Here is a 19,142-nt window from a genome sequence, read left to right as displayed (position 1 = left end):
GATAAAATAAGTTGTTATGGCACTATGAAAGAGTTATGGATGTATATGGGGAGTTTGTTAGACTGGAATGATCTTTATCGAATTGATATATCCTGAAACTTTGGAGCCTATTAGGCTAAGATGGGGCGCAGTTAAACATAATGCATCATCCATTGATTTCACTTACAAACTTCTAGGCATTGGCCATACATTAGTCTCCATAATGTAATTCAAAAAGTTTTACCTATGTTTTACTGAGAAAAAAGTAAAGCCTCTAACTCGTTGTGAATTAGAGGCTTAAATAAATTATTTGTGCACTCGTAGGGATTCGAACCCCAAACCTCCTGATCCGTAGTCGTAATCATTATTTTAATGAGTATTATTTAATTAGTTGTGAATATGTGTTAAATGCTCTGTAAAACAGGGAATTACCTTGGGAGGTTTTATTGCTGTTTATTGGTTTTATACGTTGATTATATACATTTGTATTGCAACTTGTATTGCAAGTAGATGTCTATCGATAATATAGTACCAAACGCATAAACTGGTATGAGTAAGGCAACGGTCAACATTTATTTTGACAAACGAGCTACTAAAGAAGGAAATGGTTTGATCAAATGGTTAATCTGCTATGAGCGTAAACAAAGGTTATATACAACGGGCCAAAAAGCTACCGCTGACGAGTGGATATTCTTACAGGCTAATAAAAGTAAGCTGGATAATCGGATAAAGGATGAACAAAAACGCACGTTGTGGCAACGTATCTATGGAGATGAATTTATTGATGAATCAGGTCAGAGACAGACTAGTTACTTAAAGCGTGCTCAATCAGTAGTTGATAAGTTAGGCGGTCACTTTACGTTTGATGCCTTCACCGATGCCATCGGTAACTATGGTAAACAACAAGAAAGACCAGTCGAACAAACCGACTTGATAGCCGCGCTACTGGCAAAAGCCGCCGTCATGAGTAGCGTCAGTCGAATTGGGAATGCACTTAATTATGAACTAGCTGGGAAGTCCCTACGTCGATTTATAGACTCTTTTACGGACGAGGAACGTAAAGAGTTTCTGAACATTCCAATTCCCCGCAGGATAAACCAACCTCGCCCGGCTGTTATCTTGACGTTTGATCACCTTACGCCTAATTTCCTGGCTGCTTATGAGCAATGGATGCAACATCATGGTAAGTTGGCTAAGAAAGAAGGCAAGCCCTCAACAGGAGCCACTCAAACCACCACTGGTATTTATCTGCGGCACGTTCGGGCTGTTGTGAATGATGCAATAGAAGCAGGACTACTTAGTCGGGATGCTTACCCATTTGGTCGCAACCGGTACATGATACCAGCCGGAGCCAATATAAAGAAGGCGCTACCTAAAGCCGTTATTGAGCAGATCAAAAACTATCAGCCCATACCCGGTACAACTGAGCAACGGAGCCATGATCTATGGCTATTCTCCTATTTCTGCAATGGGGCCAACTTAACGGATATTTGTCGTATAACCTGGAGCCGTGTCGATACCAAATCAAGCAAACTGACCTTTAATCGTCAAAAGACCTTACGCAGTAAAAAACAGAACCAAACACCAGTAGTAGTGCATTTACGGCCTGAAACTCTAGCCATTATCAACCGTTGGGGAACAGCCAATAAAATTGGGAATGAATATATTTTCCCGTTCCTCACTGTAAGCATGACTGAAGAGCAGAAAAGGCGCGTCGTTCGGCAACTGGTTAAAACTACAAATAAATGGATGAACAAGATTGGTGAACAGCTGGGTGTTGAAGGCGACCTGAACTCGTATTCAGCCAGACACAGCTATGCAACCAGTCTGCTAAAAAGCATGGTTCCATTAGCTTTTATAAGTAAATCTTTAGGACATACCAACCTGAAAACAACCGAGAGTTATCTAGGTTCCTTCGATGATGAAGAGGCAAAAGAATTCTTGAGCGCATTATAAAAATCACGGTACTCATGAACCTGTCCAGATTCCTTTTAATGATAGTTGATGTCATCAGGCCAAGTACTGAGTATTACGGCGTAAAATTCTCTGCCAGTGCGAAGCCTAAGATCGAATTAATCAATGCAAAATGGGTCTTTAAACCCAAAGAAAATATTAATGAACAAGAATCCAAGGATTCATTATTTCCTGACTTAACAGGCGCATTCTATCCGCAAACAGATGATAAAGTGCCGGATTATAGAAAAGCCATTCAATACTACCTTGACGATGTTCCCCATAATAAACGCATCAATGATTTTGATATAGCCTCTCCACCAGAACAAATCGCAAGAGCTTACGAATACATTTGGCAGGGCTTTCAACAGGAAGTTAACAAGACTTTATCCGAGTGGGAGTTAGGCTTGGCATTAAACATGTTTAACGGTTTCGTGAACGATCTAGACCGCTATAAATCAATCCAAGAATTTATTAAGGAGGAACGTGAGCAACTTTTAAAGCCACTAACCAACCCTGAACAGATTAGAGAACAGATTCAGTTTAGAGATCGTGCTGAAGAAATACTTAAGCTCCTGAGGTGCCTCTTTAAAGTCACGGAAATCATTAGCGATGGTCAGGTTTTAATTAAGAAACGATTGAAGCAATATGAGAATTTACGTAATCGTGAACCAATAGAATCTGAAGGGTTTGATAGATATATTAAAGATGAATTTGCACAGAAATTAATGCCATATCTTAAAGAGCATTTCACAAACAAAAAATCCAAGGATTTATGTCCCATGCTTTATGCACTGGAGAAGCTACAGATATTAAAGATGCAGGTAGACAAATGCACAATTACCTATTTACACAAAGCTTTAGAAATCACATTCGGCAATATTGGTAGCCGATCAGCCTTTAATGATGGGCTCAGTGATTACGATCCTGACCCAGCCAAAAAAAGTCCCGACCTAAATAAGCGATTGAAAATTGATAGATATAGAACACAGATCGAGTCTTTTTTGAAGGCGTTCTAGCACCATAACCGGCATATTTCCGGCAAAGAATCGGCAGCCTCCATTGCCAGTTCTTCTCTTATCAACTTTGGCCTGTCAATCAATCGACAGGTTGCTATGTTTAAAGAAAATCCATTATTAGTTATCTGGCAGAAGATCGCTAGAATTGAAGAACAGCAGGCCGAAACCTTACAAATACTCCGTAGTTTAGCCGCGAAGCAAGCCAGTACACCCCTTGAAGAAACGCCCATCACCACTAAGGAAGCAGCCTGCCGGTTTGGGATTGCCATGCCGACATTGTATGCCAACGCCAAAAAAATAAAACATACCAAAAGATTTGGTAGGCTTTATTGGTATCCTGGTGACATTAAAGCGTACATTGATAGTGGGATAGTCTCTGACAACTTGCCTCCTAGTAGCGACAGTGTAGCCAAGCCCAATAAGAATAATTTATCACCAAACGCAGTACAGAACTCTTAATTATGTACTGTGGCCTGGAAACTATCAATGCTGTTCTCGATGAGAAGTCATTGATTCAAAAACTCGATGTCAACGCGCCTGTTTCGATGACTCATGGCAACTGGCGGGAAGACCTACCCTTAATTTCTTCTAATTATAAGGGTATGCATATCCAGGGGACGCCACGTAGTCAAAGAGGTCTGGATGGCGAGTTTTTCTGGTTTAACGTGAGAGGATCGATCAATAAACTGGCCAACGGCGGTCGGCATAATGCGGATTCTAAGGACCCTTTTGAGATATTATTCGCCTTAGATGATTTAGTAACAAATCTTCGAATTAATCCCTTTCTAACTCAGCTAAATGGTTTGGAACTCTCGGCGACGGTGCCAACCTGTCAAGCAGAAAAAATATGTACCAATATTGTTTCTTATCTTAACAACCCACCCGCTCTCAGATCAATACGGCGTTTCAGCCAAAAATTGCCTTATGCAGAAGTAATAGGCGGGCAGCACAAATTGAAAGTCTATGGGCCGATAAAGGGGGCGCTGCGGGTTGAGATTAAAGCAGATAAGATGCAATATTTAGGTAGTCAAGCTCCTCAGACTTTTGCAGACTTGGTAGAACCCAAATATGTCCCCATGTTAGCTACTAAGTTGTTAGCTGCCTTCGATAAAATCATCTGGAAATATCAAGCCATTGATCTTCCCAATTTGAGCGCCGACGAATACGATTTGTATTTAAAAGGTAGGTGCTACGACTATTGGCAAGTCAAGCGGAGTGCTTACACCAACCAAGCTGAGTTTAAACGAGCTGAGTATCAAAAAGATCGAGAAAAAGGGGAATTCAAGGAGCTAGTTCAGCGGCACTGGCTCTCCGAATCACCCAGGGATATCCAACAGCGAATCGCTGACCAATTGGACTATTATCAGGAACTAATGCATACGCTCCTTTATCAAACTTTGCTGGAAATCTGCCTAGAACGCTGGCACTACATCGAAAGTCTACCGAACACAATAAGACTACCAAGTCGCCTGAAATTGTTGCAAATTTCGGAAATCTACCGCTTGTATCGGTATAAGGATACAACAAGATTTTTCTTTACCTCTCCACCCTCTGTTAATAAACTGATGGAGAAGTCGCAACCAATCCTTGAGCTATTTGCAGACCCAATTCGAACGCCTAAAATTCATCAAGAGCAGATAATTCCAAACAAAGAATACCGGCGAACTCCTAGCAAATTGCTGTTGGTGAATAATCTACGACGCGTAAAAAAAGAACTCAATGTGGCGGGTGGGCTAAACTATTTTTTGGCCGACTTACAGACCCTTCTTCCAGTGAAAACCCGGCTAGCACTAACCCATAACGGAAAATCGCTCACTGATTTGATTTATTCAGGAAGCAACCTGCGGTTGTCACTTCCATTGTTTGTAGAGTAATAATAAAAAACAGTTAACGGACGTTTTCGTGAACGATTTCCTTGGCTGGCCAAATTGATAACTAGTCTATTTGTTTACAATTAACCAGGCTAGAAAACTGCAACAATTGCCTGTTTAACTAAACAGTTTCCTGTATACCCATTCAAAATCATCCGATTGTGCAATATCCATTGAAAATAAAGAATAAGCCTATGGCAAGTATAGTCAAGAAGCCTAAGCGAAATACGACTATCGAGCTGATCAAGATAAATTTTACGATTCATCCGTTTATCAGAACCCCCTAGGAGTCGAGTCGTGACATAGCTAAAATCGAGAACAAGTTCTGTTCTTCGCAAATCATGGGTTCTTGGCCTGTGGGTCACGGATAGTGATATACGCTGTACACACATGTGTACTCTCACTCATTTTTAAGCACGAAAATGCCTGGGGAAGCGAAAAAAAGGTAGCTTTGTTCCAATCCGTTACTCAACCAACTCCTCAATCAATGGTGATGCTTTTGGGTTACTCGTCCTGGTAGACGATGTGCTCTGAGCTTGCCGAACGGGTATGAATAGCTCCATACCGTTACTCTTACGTGTTCTAGTCTATTGGCTGAGCCTGCTGACCTCAATAAGCGGTCTGCGGGCGCAGTCGTTTCAGCTACCCCAGCCCCAGGTTATTACCGACCGCCAGGGATTACCCCAAGCCTTTGTGCCGTCTATTCTTCAGGATAAGCAGGGCTTCATCTGGGCCGCCACCCGCGATGGCCTCTGTCGCTACGATGGGCAGCGATTCAAGGTCTTTCAACCCGACCCCGACGGGCGCCCTTCTCTTTCGTTTGCCGGAATCAACCAACTGAAACTGGATCGGCACGGGCGCATCTGGATCAACTCCGAGCGGGGGGATATCGATGTCTTCGATCCGCGCACCGAAACCTTTACCAATGTCTCGCAACAGGCTGCTTTCCGCCGACTGGTCAAACCCGGTACCAAGCATAGCAATATATACATCGATCGACAGGATCGGCTCTGGTCAATGGTGTTTGGCTATGGCCTGTTTTGCTGGGATGTAGCCAAAAAGCAAGGACACTGGTTTCATCACCAACCCCGGCAAGCTTCGTCTATCAGCAGCAATGGCGTATTTGATATGCAGGAAGACGCCCAAGGGACGATCTGGTTGGCAACGGACAGGGGGCTGGACCGCTTTGACGAAGCCACCCACCGGTTTACCCACCGCCGACACCAGCCCGGCCAGGCCCAGTCACTGCCGGACGATATGATCACCGCCGTTCGTCTCCGGCCGAACGGTGAGCTCATGCTCTTCTCGCATCACTACCTGACGCTGCTCCAGCCCCACACGGGCCAGTTGCGGGTCTATCCACTGCCCCCTACAGGCAATGGAACAGGCTGGAATACGGCCAGCGGCCAGCAGGGAGCGTTCTATTTCGGTCGGGCGAGTAGTCTGTTTCGGTTTACCGACCAGCAGGGTGTCCAACTCGTAGCCTACTGGGACCAGCCCAACGAGGAGTGCCGGAGTTTGCTCGTCGATCGGACCAATGTCTTATGGATGGGCACCAGCGGAGCGGGTATCCGCACCTACGACCTGCAGCCGAGCCCTTTTCAGAAATACCGGTACGCGCATGAATTTTATCGGGATTTGCTCACCCGCGATTCGCTGGGACTACCCTCTGTCTCCCCGGCGGTACTGACCAACCTGCGTGGATCAATCAACTATAGTTTTCGCTCAACCTTCGATCGGGCTGGTCGTCTCTGGTTCAGTATAGGCACTCCAGATTTGTATCGGATGGATCGGAGAACCGGCCGGACCGAGCCTTTTCCCTTACCCGTTCGCCTTATCACCGAAGGAAGTTTAATCTATCCCAGCCCCATAACCACCGATCCCCAAGGCAGGGTCTGGGCGGTGTATGACACAACGGCGTTCTGGTTCGATGAGCCGACGCAACGCTGGAACTGGTTTCGCTACCCGATTCCCATCAGTCTTTCCACAGGTCCTATTACGGAACTGGTGGTCGATGACGGGGCGTTCTGGCTGGCCAGTCAGTTGGGGGGGCTCTGGCGGCTCGATCGCCACAATGGCGAGGTGCGGCAATTTGTCAACCGCCCCGGCGATACTACCTCCCTAAGCAGCAATACCCTGTACTGTCTCTCGGCCGATCCCGCCGACGCCAACCGGCTATGGATTGGTACGTTTGGCAGTGGTTTGTGTCTGTTTGATAAACGAACGGGCCGGTTTCGCCGGTTTACGCAGGCCAATGGACTGCCCAACAACGTAGTGTACTCGGCCCTGCCCGACCGCTACGGGTATGTGTGGGTGGGTACCAACAAAGGGTTATGCCGAATGAACCGAAAGACGTTTACCACCCAGACCTTTACGCGGGATGACGGCATTATGGCCGACGAGTTTAACCGGAATCACTACGTTCAGTTTCCAGAAGGCAACATCCTCATGGGCGGCCTGGAAGGATTCACTCTGTTCAATCCCCGGCACATTGGTCAGGATACCTTTGAGCCCAGCGTTGAACTGACTCAACTCCAGGTGAATAATCAATTCATTCAGCCCGATCTGCCAGCACCCGACGGCACGGATACCACTACGTCCGCCAATCGATCATTACTCGATACGTTACCCATTCAGGCTACCACTCAACTCACCCTGGCCCATAACCAGAATTATATAACTGTTCAGTTTGCCGCCTTACAATTCAATCGACCGGCTAAAAATAGATACCGCTACCGCCTGCAAGGTCTGGAAGACACCTGGAAGGAGACGACCCGGCCCGAGGCTATTTATACCAACCTGCCACCGGGCGATTACGTACTAATGCTCAATGCGTCCAACACCTCAGGTCGTTGGAGCCGCTACGTTCGTAAGCTGGCGATAACCATCCGGCCGCCCTTCTGGGCTACCTGGTGGGCCATTGCGCTCTATTTTCTGATTGGCTTGAGTCTGGCCTGGGGTTTACTCCAGATTTATCTGAATCGAATCCGACTCAACCAAACCATTCAGCTCCGCCAGCAGGAAGCCGATCAGCTTCGAGCCGTCGATACGCTCAAAAACAACTTTTTTACTAATATCACCCACGAGTTTCGGACGCCACTCACGCTAATCCTTGGGCCCGCTGAACAGCTAAAGAGCCAACGTATCGAACCCAAAAACCGTTTACGTTTAGTACAAATCATCGAACAGAATGCCCATCAACTCCTTAGCTTGATTAATCAACTACTGGACCTGTCTAAGCTGGAAGCCAGCGTGATGCCCATTCACGAGTCGAGAGGGGACCTGACCGAATTTGTTCGTCACTGGCTGAATCCCTTAACCGACCAAGCTACCACTCAAAGTCTCAGCCTGACGTTTAGCTCCGACGTAACGGGCGATTACTGGTTCGATGCCGAAAAGCTGGAACGTATCGTTTACAATCTGACGGCCAATGCCCTGAAATTTACCAAAGCGGGTACCATTAACGTAACGTTGACGGAAACTTCGGGGCGTATCCGACTCACCGTTGCCGATACGGGCGTTGGCATTCCGGCGGAGCACCTGCCCCATATATTCAACCGCTTTTATCAGGTCGGTGATACGGCATCCCGGCCGCGGTCGGTCAGTGATACGCGGTTCCCCGACGGGACATCCCGGCCGTCGCTCCATCTCACTGGTTCAGTCGATGATACAGGTGCTACATCCGGAACGGGTATCGGTCTAGCGCTGGTGCAGGAACTGGTCCAGTTGCAGGGCGGGCAGATTTCGGTTGAGAGCCAGCTAAACCAGGGCACTACGTTCGTGGTCGGGCTGCCCTACAGGAAGGCTGAGGGTATGGCTGTCCCTGCCGCCGATCCGCTGGACAGCGACCCGTTGGATACTTCCGAATCAGTTCCTTCGGCCGACTTACTCGTCGTAGAAGATAATGATGAACTGGCTCGCTTTATTATTGACAGTTTACCTCATCACTACCGGGTTCGGCGGGCCGTTAACGGTCAGGATGGACTTAAAAAAGCGCTGGAACAGCTACCCGATCTGATTCTCTCGGATGTGATGATGCCCCTGATGGACGGCTTTACACTCTGCAACCAGTTAAAGACCGACCAGCGTACCAGCCATATTCCTATCATCCTGCTGACGGCCAAGTCGTCGGTGGAGAATCGGCTGGCAGGGCTCTCGCTGGGCGCCGATGATTACCTGACCAAGCCCTTTCAGATTACGGAACTGCAACTGCGGGTGCGCAATCAACTGGTAGGTAAACAGCGGCAGCGCGAATGGGTACAGGCCAGTCTGCGAAATCCTGACCCGGCTTCACCTCCGCCAATTCCAGAAACTACCGATCCGTTTCTGGCCCGCCTGTACGGCCTGTTCGACGCCAACCTGAGCGATACCGGTTTTGGCCTGGATCAGCTGATGGACGAACTGGGGATGAGCCGAGCCACCCTGTTCCGTAAAGTTAAAGCGCTGACTGGGCTAACGGCCCACGAACTGCTACGTAACTACCGGCTCAAACAGGCTGCCCAACTCCTTCGGTCGGGGGCCTCGGTGGGTGAAGCTGCTTTTCAAGTGGGCTTTGAGAGCCCTTCCTACTTCAGTAAATGTTTTCGGGAGCTGTATCAGGTAAGCCCCAGCGATTTTGTTGATCAAGGCTGATAACGCCGGCTTCTACCCCTGCTTTTGGGCGAAATTGAATCATTTGTTATCAAAATTGAATCATTTGTTATAGTCGCCAGAGAGCGTCCTCGCTACTTTTGGCCTGGTCCTGGAAGGACAAATGCCGGTTCTGCCCCGTCTCTCTATTGGCGGCCGATGGTCTCCGTTACGCCTTCCGTCGGGGCCTTACTCAATCATTTAGTCTATTCCCATGAAACACACCTACTACCGGCTGGGGCTATTGCTGGCCCTATGGCCATTAGTTCAGCTAGTCGCTGGCCAGCCTCTTACCCTGACTGGACTAAATCCGGTTCGCAATGCCCGGAACGCCCCCCGAACGACCAACGTGGGCCTGACCTTCAACCAATCACTGAGCACCAATGCCTCCACGCTGGGGGGAGTGCGGGTGTTCAGCGCCCAGGGAGACGGTTTGCTGCGTAATGGGCAGGGAGGCAGCGCTAGTGTGAGCGGCAATACGCTCACCTTCAATCCGGCTACCAACTTCAAACCGGGGGAGACGGTGTTTGTTACCAGCACGACGGCTATCCAGAGTACGGGTGGAGCCCGGCTGAACCGGGGTCAGGTGTACGGGTTCACCACCGGGGTGGGCGGCACAGGCAAGGGCAACTTCACGGCACCCGCCACTAACTCCGAGGTGGGCGTGGAGGTTGGTGCTTTCGACGTGGCAGTTGGGGATTTGGATGGGGATGGCGATCTGGACCTGGTCTGTGCTAGTTCTCTCCGTTCCATCGTGAATGTGCGGCTTAACGACGGAACGGGCCGCTTCACTGCCCCGGCCGTCAACCCCAACTTTGAAGTGGGAGCTACTCCTCGTAATGTGGTGTTGGGCGATGTGGATGGGGATGGCGATCTGGACCTGCTCACCGCTAATCAGTACAGCGAAAGCGTGGGTATACGACTCAACAACGGGTCAGCAAGCTTTATCCCACACCCTACCAACCCCGAGGTGAGTGTGGGCGGTGGTGCCTGGAGCGTAACGCTTGGGGATGTGGATGGGGACGGGGATCTGGACCTGCTCACCGCTAATACTAACCGCGCTACGGTGAGTGTGCGGCTCAACAATGGGTCAGGTATCTTCACCCCACACCCTACTAGCCCCGAAGTGAGCGTGGGCACTAATCCATACGGCGTAACGCTGGGCGATTTGGATGGGGATGGCGATCTGGACCTGGCGACCGCTAATAGTAACAGTAATAACGTAAGTATACGGCTCAATAATGGGGCGGGTAGTTTTACTCCGCCCACCATCAACCCCGAGATTGGGGCGGGGGAGGATCCCTCCAAAATAGCGTTCGGGGATATAGATGGGGATGGGGATCTGGACATGCTCTTCACTAATTTTAACAGCCGCACCGTGAGTGTACGGCTCAACAACGGGTCGGCAAGCTTTGCTCCACATCCTACCAGCCCCGAGGTGGGCGTGGGTAGTACTCCTTACGGCCTGGTGTTAGGGGATGTGGATGGGGATGGGGATCTGGACTTTGTAGCGGCTAGTTCTGGCAGCTTATATGCGAGTGTGCGGCTCAACGACGGGTCAGGTGCTTTCACGGCGCCCGCCACCAACCCTAATCCCAATTTGGGGTTTGACTTCTCGAACGTGGCCGTTGGGGATTTAGATGGGGATGGGGATCTGGACTTTGTGGCACCTAGCTATAATAACCCCGCTTTCGTGGGGGTGCGGCTCAACGGCCCCCTCCCTCCCTCCCTTACTGACCTGTCGGCCAGCCCCAACCCCGTTTGTGTGGGTCAACCCCTCACGGTGGTGGCCAGCGTGGGCAACCTCAGCGGCAGCTACAGCTATACGCTCTCGAACGGCAGCAACCCCATCAGCGGCTCCGCTACCACCTCCGCCTTTAGCCAGAGCCTGACGGCGGGTGGCTCGGGGGTACAGACCTTCACCCTGACGGTCAGCAGTGGCGGACAAGTAACCACCGTCACCACCTCGGTAACGGTTACCCAATGCATTACCCTGACGGGGCTCAATCCGGTCCGCAATGCCCGCTCAGCGCCCCGGACCACCAACGTGGCCCTGATCTTTAACCAGCCCGTTAGTTCGAGCCTCACCAGCCTGAGCGGCCTGCGGGTGTTCAGCGCCCAGCGGGGGGGCCTGCTACTCAACGGGCAGGGAGGCAGCGCCAGTGTGAGCGGCAATACGCTCACCTTTAATGCAACAACCGACTTTAAACCGGGGGAGACGGTGTTTGTCACCAGTACAACGGCTATCCAGAGTACGGGTGGAGCCCGGCTGAACCGGGGTCAGGTGTACGGGTTCACCACCGGAGTGGGGGGCAGCGGACGGGGCAACTTCACTGCTCCGGCCATCAACCCAGAGCCTGGGGTAGACAATGGCCCCCAAAGCGTGGCGGTAGGAGATGTAGATGGGGACGGCGACCTGGACTTATTAACGGCCAATTATTATGGCAATACGGTGAGTGTACGGCTCAACAATGGGCTAGGCAACTACACCGCCCCGGCTACCAACCCTAATCCCGCCGTAGGGGATCATCCCTTAAGCGTGGCGGTAGGGGATGTGGATGGAGACGGTGACCTGGACTTTGTGACGGCGAATGCCGGTAGCAATACGGTGAGTGTGCGGCTCAACAATGGGTCGGGCAACTTTACCCCACCAACTACCAACCCTAATCCTGGAGTAGGGGGTGGTCCCTTTAGTGTGGCATTGGGCGATGTGGATGGGGATGGGGATCTGGACGTGGTAACGGCAAACGGTGCTGGAAACACAGTGAGTGTACGGTTCAACGATGGGTCGGGTAACTTTACCCCCCCCGCCACCAATCCTAATCCCGGGATAGGGAGTAATGCCACCAGCATGGTGTTAGGGGATGTGGATGGAGACGGTGATCTGGATATGCTTATAGCTAATTATACTGACAACACGGCGAGTGTGCGGCTCAACGATGGGTCGGGCAACTTCACCCCCCCCGCTACCAACCCTAACCCTGCCGTGGACAATTCTCCCTGGGGCGTGGCGGTGGGGGATGTGGATGGGGACGGCGACCTGGACTTGTTAACAGCCAATTATTATAGCAATACGGTGAGTGTGCGACTCAACAATGGGGCGGGTAACTTCACCCCCCCAGCTACCAACCCCAATCCCGCCGTGGGGGAGTATCCCTTAAGTGTTGCGTTGGGCGATGTAGACGGGGATGGGGATCTGGACTTGATAACGGCAAACAGTGCTGGCAACACGGCAAGTGTACGGCTCAACAATGGGTCGGGCAACTTCATCCCCCCGGCCATCAACCCCGAGATTGTGGTGGGAGACTCCCCTAACAGCGTGGTCGTTGGGGATGTGGATGGGGACGGGGATCTGGATTTCTTAACCGCCAATACTAGCAGTGACAATGTGAGTGTACGGCTCAACAGGCCACTTCCTCCTACACTCACTGGCCTGTCAGCCAGTCCCAACCCCGTTTGTGTTGGCCAATCTTTCTCGGTTGTGGCCAGCGTGGGCAACCTCAGCGGCACCTACAGCTATACGCTCTCGAACGGGAGTAACCCCACTAGCGGCACGGCCACTACCTCCACTTTTAGTCAGAGCCTGACGGCCATTGGCTCAGGGGTACAGACCTTCACCCTGACGGTCAGCAGCGAGGGGCAGATCGCCACTGCTACCACCTCGGTAACGGTCAACGCGCGCCCCGCTCTGAGCATCGGAACGCCGACCGCCACTACGTTAACCTGCACCAATCCGGTGATAAGTTTGTCGGCAGTGGGCACGGGCACATACCGCTGGAGTACGGGGGCCACTACGTCCGCCATCTCGGTGAGTTCGGCGGCTACCTATTCCGTTACGCTAACCAGTTCCAGCGGTTGCTCCAGCACGGCCACAACCAGCGTGAGTGCCAACCAGAATCCACCTACCGTCAGCATCAGCCCGTCCAGTGCTACGTTAACCTGCACCAATCCAGTGGTGAGTTTGTCGGCGGTGGGCACGGGCACGTATCGGTGGAGCACAGGAGCCACTACGTCCGCCATCAGTGCGACGGCTGGCGGTCTCTATTCGGTGACACTGACGGGAGCCAACGGCTGCTCCAGCACGGCCACGGCCAGCGTAACCGCTGATCAGACGCCACCCACCGTCAGCATTTCGCCCACCAGCGCTACGTTAAGCTGCGCTAATCCAGTGGTGAGTTTATCCGCCGTGGGCGTGGGCACGTATCGGTGGAGTACGGGGGCCACTACGTCCGCTATCTCAGTGAGCACGGCGGCTACGTATTCCGTTACGTTGACGGGCACTAATGGCTGCTCTAGCACAGCCACGGCCAGTGTAACCGCCGACCAAACGCCACCTTCTGTCAGTATTTCGCCCGCCAGCGCTACGTTAAGCTGTGCTACGTCCTCGGTGAGTTTATCCGCCGTGGGCGCGGGAACGTATCGGTGGAGTACAGGGGCTACTACACAAATCATCAGTGCGACGGTCGCTGGAACGTATTCGGTGACGCTGACGGGTGCTAACGGCTGCTCCAGTACAGCGATGGCCAGCGTGAGTGCCGATCAAACGTCACCTTCAGTTAGCATCAGTCCCGCCAGCGCTACGTTAAGCTGTACTACGTCCTCGGTGAGTTTGTCAGCGGTTGGCAATGGTACGTATCGCTGGAGCACAGGGGCCACTACGTCCGCTATCTCGGTAAGTGTAGCCGGTTCGTATTCGCTGACCCTGACGGGTGCCAACGGCTGTTCGGCTACTACCAGTGCCTCCGTGAGCTATCAGAACTGCGCGCCGACAGTGGCTGCCGCTATACCTGCTCAAATCGCTACGGTCGGTGATTCATTTAGTTATACCATTCCCGCCACTACGTTTACCGATGCCGAAACCCCTAACAGCTTGAGCTTGTCGGTGGTAGGCTTGCCAGCGGGGCTGAGTTTCGTGGCGCCCAACACCATCACCGGTGTGCCTTCTACCACCGTTGGCTCACCTTTCAGTGTCACGGTCGTAGCCACCGACCCGGGGGGCTTGTCGGCCAGCACCAGTTTTGTGCTGAGTGTGCAGCAGCGTAGTTTCGCCATCACGGGAATAACGATGCTGGACTGCAACCATGTGGGCTACTTCGAACGACGTATCAACTTCACCGTCAGCTTTGAGGCCACCAACGGCCAGCCTATCAGCCTCTCGGTGGTGAATGAAGCCAGGACCATTGCCATCAATGAGCCGTATCAATTGAACGTGTTCACGGATAATCCAGTGATTGTCTTCAAGGCTCGTCAGCAAGGCACACCGGGTGAGGCTACCTTCAGCTACAACTGGCTGAGAGATTGCGCCAACGGCAACCCCAGGGTGGATAATGCCATCCCCCCTCAGTCGGCTACCATTGGTCAGGCGTTTAGCTACACCATTCCGGCCAACACCTTCACCGATGCTGAAACACCCAATAGTCTGACCCTATCGGCGGTGGGCTTGCCCCCTGGTCTGAGTCTGGTGGCTCCGGCCACGGTTGCGGGCAGTGTATCGGCCAGTGCCAGTGCTTTTTACAGTGTGACGGTGATTGCTACCGATCCAGCGGGCGGTTCAGTATCCACGCTGCTGCCGCTGAGCGTGATCACGCCAAGTGGTTGCATAAGTATGTATACGGTCAAAGTAGGGGATTGGAGTGATGGGAGCGTATGGTCGTGTGGTCGGGTACCGGTGGTGAGCGATGCGGTGACGCTGAATCATGCGGTGAATTTACCCGCCAGTTATGTCGGACAGGCCTTGCGGGTGATCTATGCTCAGGGGGGGCGCTTATTGATGGGCGCGGATAGTCGGTTGCGATTGGGTGGCAACTAGCGCCTGAACACAATAATGGGTAGCTGTACAAAAACCCCTTGATGGTTTGTACAGCTACCCATTATAGTTAATCCATACCGTAGTGGAAGGTCATTAACCAGCCAAATCTAGCTGCTGTGCCGCTTACAAAGCTGGACGTTTTTAGACAGATACCAATTGCTGGTATTGCTGTACCAAACCCTGCACGCTATTAGCTATCGGCAAACCATCAAAAGCGGCTACTGGTAAGTCCATCCGAAAACCATCATCATCGATTAGGTAAGCCGATAGAATTACGTTACCCATAGCAACGAAGCTATTCAGTACGTCCATTAGTATTTCCAGTTCCGCACAACAAACGCAGGGACTATCGGAATCCGCAACAGAAAAATGAAGAGTCATGGCAGCAAGGTTAGAGTTGACAATCCAGTAAAAACATAGGGATAGAAGCGGAGAGAAACAGTGCGGATTCGTTAGTGTTGCTAACGAATCCGCACTGTAGAAAAGGCTAGAACGTGATTTTCGACAAGGTTCCGTCGCCCATGCTGGTCAGGTAAGCCGTGTGGCTATCCACAATTTTCAAGTCCGTTGGCATGTTGAGGTTGCTGAGCAATACGTCGCTGCTGCTTCCTTTTGCCCGTAACAGGCGACCGGTTTTGGGGGTAAAACCTGTTGGGCCAAACACAGCGAATTCAAGCACTAGATAGTTGCCGCTTCCATCGTTTTCAATGTCGACCAGACTGTTGAACGTCTGCTGAAACAGGCTGAGATTGCCATTCAAATCCATTCGGTAAATCATCGCTTTACCCGCCGGAAACGGAAAGCCCAGCAACGTACTGATGGCGAACTGTTTGCCATCATATATAATGCCCGTGGGTACCGACTGCACAAACGGTGGGCCTGGAGGAGGACCAGCCGGGTTAGGATTGGCCGTGCCCGGAACGGCCGTCACCACACTCAACTGGCCGGTTTTTGACCGACGGATTATGGCGTTGGCGGCTGCATCGGTGAAGTAAAGCGCTCCGTCTGGCCCCAGAATCATGTTATAGAGATGGGATTCGCCGGTATCTTCGGCAAACGTATAATCAAGGACGAACTTCTGAATGTTTTCTGGAGTCAGACTCGACGCTGGAATTGGCGAATTGCCGGTTTTGTACGAAGCGAGATTGAACGTGTAAAGTCCTTTGGGATTCAGAAAATACAGGATTCCATCGACGATCAGTAGATGGTCGGTAGCGTCCAGTTCATTATCGGGGCGTTTAAAGGAATATAAACCCGTAATGACAGGATGTTTTACCCCATCGGGGGTGATTTCCGACACACGGCCGTCGTTGTTGCCAGCGCCCTGTTCGGTGACAAAGACGCGTCCACTGGCATCGGTCTCTACGCCAATGACGCCGACTAAACCGGTGGCCAGCGTAGTCGTTGAGAGTTGAACCGTTACGGGAATCCGGTGATCCAGGCATCCTGAAAGCAGGCTGCCAACCAGGCAAAAACTTAAAATAGACCATTTGTAGGACATGACTTGAGCTATTTAGGAGAAATAAAAATGCTTTATTGAAACCGTTACTTACGTGAATAATCTGGCTATTGCCAGCTCAGAATAGAGCTGATCAGTCAGATAATCAGACTACCTAAGACTGTTTCAAAAGTAGCGGGCAGACGAGCCTAGAGACAATAACAAATGATTCAAATGCGATAACAAATGATTCAAATCAGGCCGAAACGCTACGTTGAAAGGCTTTTCTATCAGGAACGAGCGACAAGTTCGCCAGGACGTATTGAATAGACCGGATACGTAGCACCGGAAACCCAGACGTTGGCCAATCATTGAAAGCCACCTGATCAGCTGACGGCTAAACGGCTAATTGGGCGATAATCCGTAAACTCAATTCGAGGGGAGATGTAGTTCGGTTTGAGCGGCTCCTGGCGAACCAGGTCGGTGCTCAGGTATTTTTTATTGCAGTCGCAAAGAACCGTTACTACGCGGGCTTGCGGCCCCATTTCCTGTTGTAACTTGATGGCGCCGATCAGGTTCGCACCCGACGAAATTCCCACCGCAATCCCCAGTTGGTGGGCCAATTGCTGCGCCATCAGAATCGCGTCGCCATCGCTGGCCTGCACTACGTCATCCAGTTCGGCCAACTTTAACGTATCAGGAATAAATTCATCAAAAAAGCCCTGAATCCGGTGCGCTCCGGTTTTATAGCCCACTGATAACGTAGGTGATTCGGCCGCTTCGAGTGGATGAACCCGAATCGTCGATTTCTGGGATTTAAGGTAACGCCCTACGCCCATCACCGTACCACCCGTACCCACGCCGGCCACAAACGCATCCAGTGTAACATCCACACTCCGAAGCTGTTGCCAGATTTCTTTACCCGTTGTGAGTCGGTGGGCTTCGGCATTATCGTTATTGGCGAACTGACGGGGCAGAAAAACGTTCGGATCAATGGCCGCCATCTCTTCGGCCCGACGTATCGCGCCCAGAAAACCACCTTCTTCTTTCGAGAAAAGTACTACGTCGGCACCCAGGCTGCGGATGATATCGATACGTTCCTGGCTAACCCCGGCGGGCATGATAATGGTAACGGGGTGGCCCAGCGACCGGCCTATCGCCGAAAAAGCAATCCCCGAACTGCCACTGGTGGCTTCCACAATTCGGTCGCCCGGACTGATCTTGCCTTGCCGATACGCCTGATGCAAGATGTGAAGCGCCATTCGGTCTTTCATGCTGCCGGTCAGATTATACTGCTCACACTTGACGTAGAGCGAACGGGGTTGTCCCTGATACGTATAGACTAATTCGAGCATGGGCGTGTTGCCGACCAAGTGCCAGAGCCGTTCAAACTTTTTCTGCACAGCGGGTGTCAGGGCCGTTGCTGCGAATGGAAAACTGCCCACAAAATGCGTTAATCGTTGGGGATAAAGCAAAAAGGAATTCATGGCTTGTGTTTTCGGTAAGGTTAGGTCTATCATGACAGTCGTGCGGTTTAACTCATTTCAACTCATGCAGAAACAGGTAAATAGCTCTTAATTCGTCGTCGGAATAGGTAAAGAGTTTGACCGGCATGTACTTGCTCAACTCCCGGCCTTCGGGCGTTTTGCCGGTGTGAAACAATTTGACAAAGCCCTCCTGCGTCCATTTGCCCAGATTTCCGGTCGAGGAGATGTCGGGGATGGGCGGCTGTCCGGGCGAGCGGGCAGGCGCACCTTTGTACGTCTCTGTGTGACAGCCCGTACACGTAACGGCAAGGTATTTTCCGTAATCCGAATTGACGGCCAGTTTTACGTCGTCCACATACGTAGCAGTATGATCGATTTCTTCGGCGGGCAATAAGGGGAACTCGCCCACAAACGTAAGAATGCGTCCCAGCGGCTTCAGCGATTTTTGCGGAGTCGTTTTATCGGCCGGGGGCTGCTTTTTGACGTAGCAGATCAGGTTGGCCATATCCTGGTTCGACAAGCCACAGATTTCGTGCGAGGGCATAAACCAAAGCGGTTTGTTGTCTTTCCCCAATCCATGACGTAGCGCGCGAATCCAGTCCTCATCTGTATACTGAATACCGCCTTTCCCACTCGTAATATTCGACGCATGAAGAATGCCGATGGGCGAATTTTCATCGGCAAATACTTCACCGGTAGCCAGATTGGTGCCATGACAGCCCAGACAACCCCTGATTTCGGCCACATGTCGCCCCGCGATATACGAGGCTGAGTCGTCGGGGATGGTTAGCGACTGAAGCTTTACGTTATATACTTTGTTGATACTGGCTTCGGTTTTGGCGTACACAATGCCATAAAAAACGAGAATCAGGAGGACCAGGCTTCCCAGCACAACGCCGGTCCATTTTAGGATTTTTTTGACCATGTTACGAGGGTGTCAATGCGAAAAAATGATGA

10 protein-coding genes are annotated in these 19,142 nt (G+C 51.3%); 6 read left to right on the top strand and 4 right to left on the bottom strand.

All coding sequences use genetic code 11. The features are described 5' to 3' along the window. Positions 1-528: 528 nt before the first annotated feature. The 6 genes from ACYVF1_RS15960 to ACYVF1_RS15935 all read left to right on the top strand — a co-directional run bounded on the left by ACYVF1_RS15960 (position 529) and on the right by ACYVF1_RS15935 (position 15,260). Complete coding sequence (locus ACYVF1_RS15960; RefSeq protein ID WP_461080453.1) at positions 529-1,935, top strand: tyrosine-type recombinase/integrase; 1,407 nt, start codon at positions 529-531, stop codon at positions 1,933-1,935. 14 nt (positions 1,936-1,949) lie between these two features. Beyond that, positions 1,950-2,951 carry a hypothetical protein gene (locus ACYVF1_RS15955; RefSeq protein WP_461080451.1) on the top strand — a complete coding sequence of 334 codons (1,002 nt, stop codon included), beginning with the start codon at positions 1,950-1,952 and terminating at the stop codon, positions 2,949-2,951. A gap of 96 nt (positions 2,952-3,047) precedes the next feature. Next, a complete protein-coding gene (locus tag ACYVF1_RS15950) occupies positions 3,048-3,410 on the top strand; it encodes a hypothetical protein (RefSeq protein ID WP_461080449.1) in 363 nt (120 codons plus the stop codon). Between the two features lie 2 nt (positions 3,411-3,412). Continuing rightward, positions 3,413-4,825: a hypothetical protein gene (locus ACYVF1_RS15945; protein ID WP_461080447.1), complete on the top strand. Its 1,413-nt coding sequence runs from the start codon at positions 3,413-3,415 to the stop codon at positions 4,823-4,825. A 546-nt stretch (positions 4,826-5,371) separates the two neighbouring features. Further along, entirely contained in the window at positions 5,372-9,454 is a 4,083-nt protein-coding gene (locus ACYVF1_RS15940) for a hybrid sensor histidine kinase/response regulator transcription factor (RefSeq protein WP_461080445.1), read from the top strand. A 211-nt stretch (positions 9,455-9,665) separates the two neighbouring features. Then, on the top strand, positions 9,666-15,260 hold the full coding sequence (locus tag ACYVF1_RS15935) for an FG-GAP-like repeat-containing protein (protein WP_461080443.1): 5,595 nt from the start codon (positions 9,666-9,668) through the stop codon (positions 15,258-15,260). A 141-nt stretch (positions 15,261-15,401) separates the two neighbouring features. Here the strand turns inward: ACYVF1_RS15935 and ACYVF1_RS15930 are convergent, their stop codons facing one another. The 4 genes from ACYVF1_RS15930 to ACYVF1_RS15915 form a co-directional block, all read right to left on the bottom strand. Beyond that, a complete protein-coding gene (locus tag ACYVF1_RS15930; protein ID WP_461080441.1) occupies positions 15,402-15,641 on the bottom strand; it encodes a hypothetical protein in 240 nt (79 codons plus the stop codon). Positions 15,642-15,747: 106 nt separating this feature from the next. Further along, a complete protein-coding gene (locus ACYVF1_RS15925) occupies positions 15,748-16,761 on the bottom strand; it encodes a ScyD/ScyE family protein (RefSeq protein ID WP_461080439.1) in 1,014 nt (337 codons plus the stop codon). Between the two features lie 323 nt (positions 16,762-17,084). Then, positions 17,085-18,218 (bottom strand): PLP-dependent cysteine synthase family protein, encoded by a 1,134-nt coding sequence (locus tag ACYVF1_RS15920; protein ID WP_461080437.1) that lies wholly within the window; start codon positions 18,216-18,218, stop codon positions 17,085-17,087. Between the two features lie 19 nt (positions 18,219-18,237). Continuing rightward, positions 18,238-19,110, bottom strand: a complete 873-nt coding sequence (locus ACYVF1_RS15915) for a c-type cytochrome (protein WP_461080435.1) — start codon at positions 19,108-19,110, stop codon at positions 18,238-18,240. Positions 19,111-19,142 lie beyond the last annotated feature (32 nt).

The sequence above is a fragment of the Spirosoma flavus genome, assembly GCF_054778555.1.
Note: the sequence above shows the minus strand (reverse complement) of the source record. Positions and strands in the feature narration are given on the sequence as shown.

Coding starts and splice junctions, on each gene's coding strand:
- ACYVF1_RS15960 (WP_461080453.1), top strand. CDS start 529: ATGAGTAAGGCAACGGTCAACATTTATTTTGACAAACGAGCTACTAAA.
- ACYVF1_RS15955 (WP_461080451.1), top strand. CDS start 1,950: ATGAACCTGTCCAGATTCCTTTTAATGATAGTTGATGTCATCAGGCCA.
- ACYVF1_RS15950 (WP_461080449.1), top strand. CDS start 3,048: ATGTTTAAAGAAAATCCATTATTAGTTATCTGGCAGAAGATCGCTAGA.
- ACYVF1_RS15945 (WP_461080447.1), top strand. CDS start 3,413: ATGTACTGTGGCCTGGAAACTATCAATGCTGTTCTCGATGAGAAGTCA.
- ACYVF1_RS15940 (WP_461080445.1), top strand. CDS start 5,372: ATGAATAGCTCCATACCGTTACTCTTACGTGTTCTAGTCTATTGGCTG.
- ACYVF1_RS15935 (WP_461080443.1), top strand. CDS start 9,666: ATGAAACACACCTACTACCGGCTGGGGCTATTGCTGGCCCTATGGCCA.
- ACYVF1_RS15930 (WP_461080441.1), bottom strand. CDS start 15,641: ATGACTCTTCATTTTTCTGTTGCGGATTCCGATAGTCCCTGCGTTTGT.
- ACYVF1_RS15925 (WP_461080439.1), bottom strand. CDS start 16,761: ATGTCCTACAAATGGTCTATTTTAAGTTTTTGCCTGGTTGGCAGCCTG.
- ACYVF1_RS15920 (WP_461080437.1), bottom strand. CDS start 18,218: ATGATAGACCTAACCTTACCGAAAACACAAGCCATGAATTCCTTTTTG.
- ACYVF1_RS15915 (WP_461080435.1), bottom strand. CDS start 19,110: ATGGTCAAAAAAATCCTAAAATGGACCGGCGTTGTGCTGGGAAGCCTG.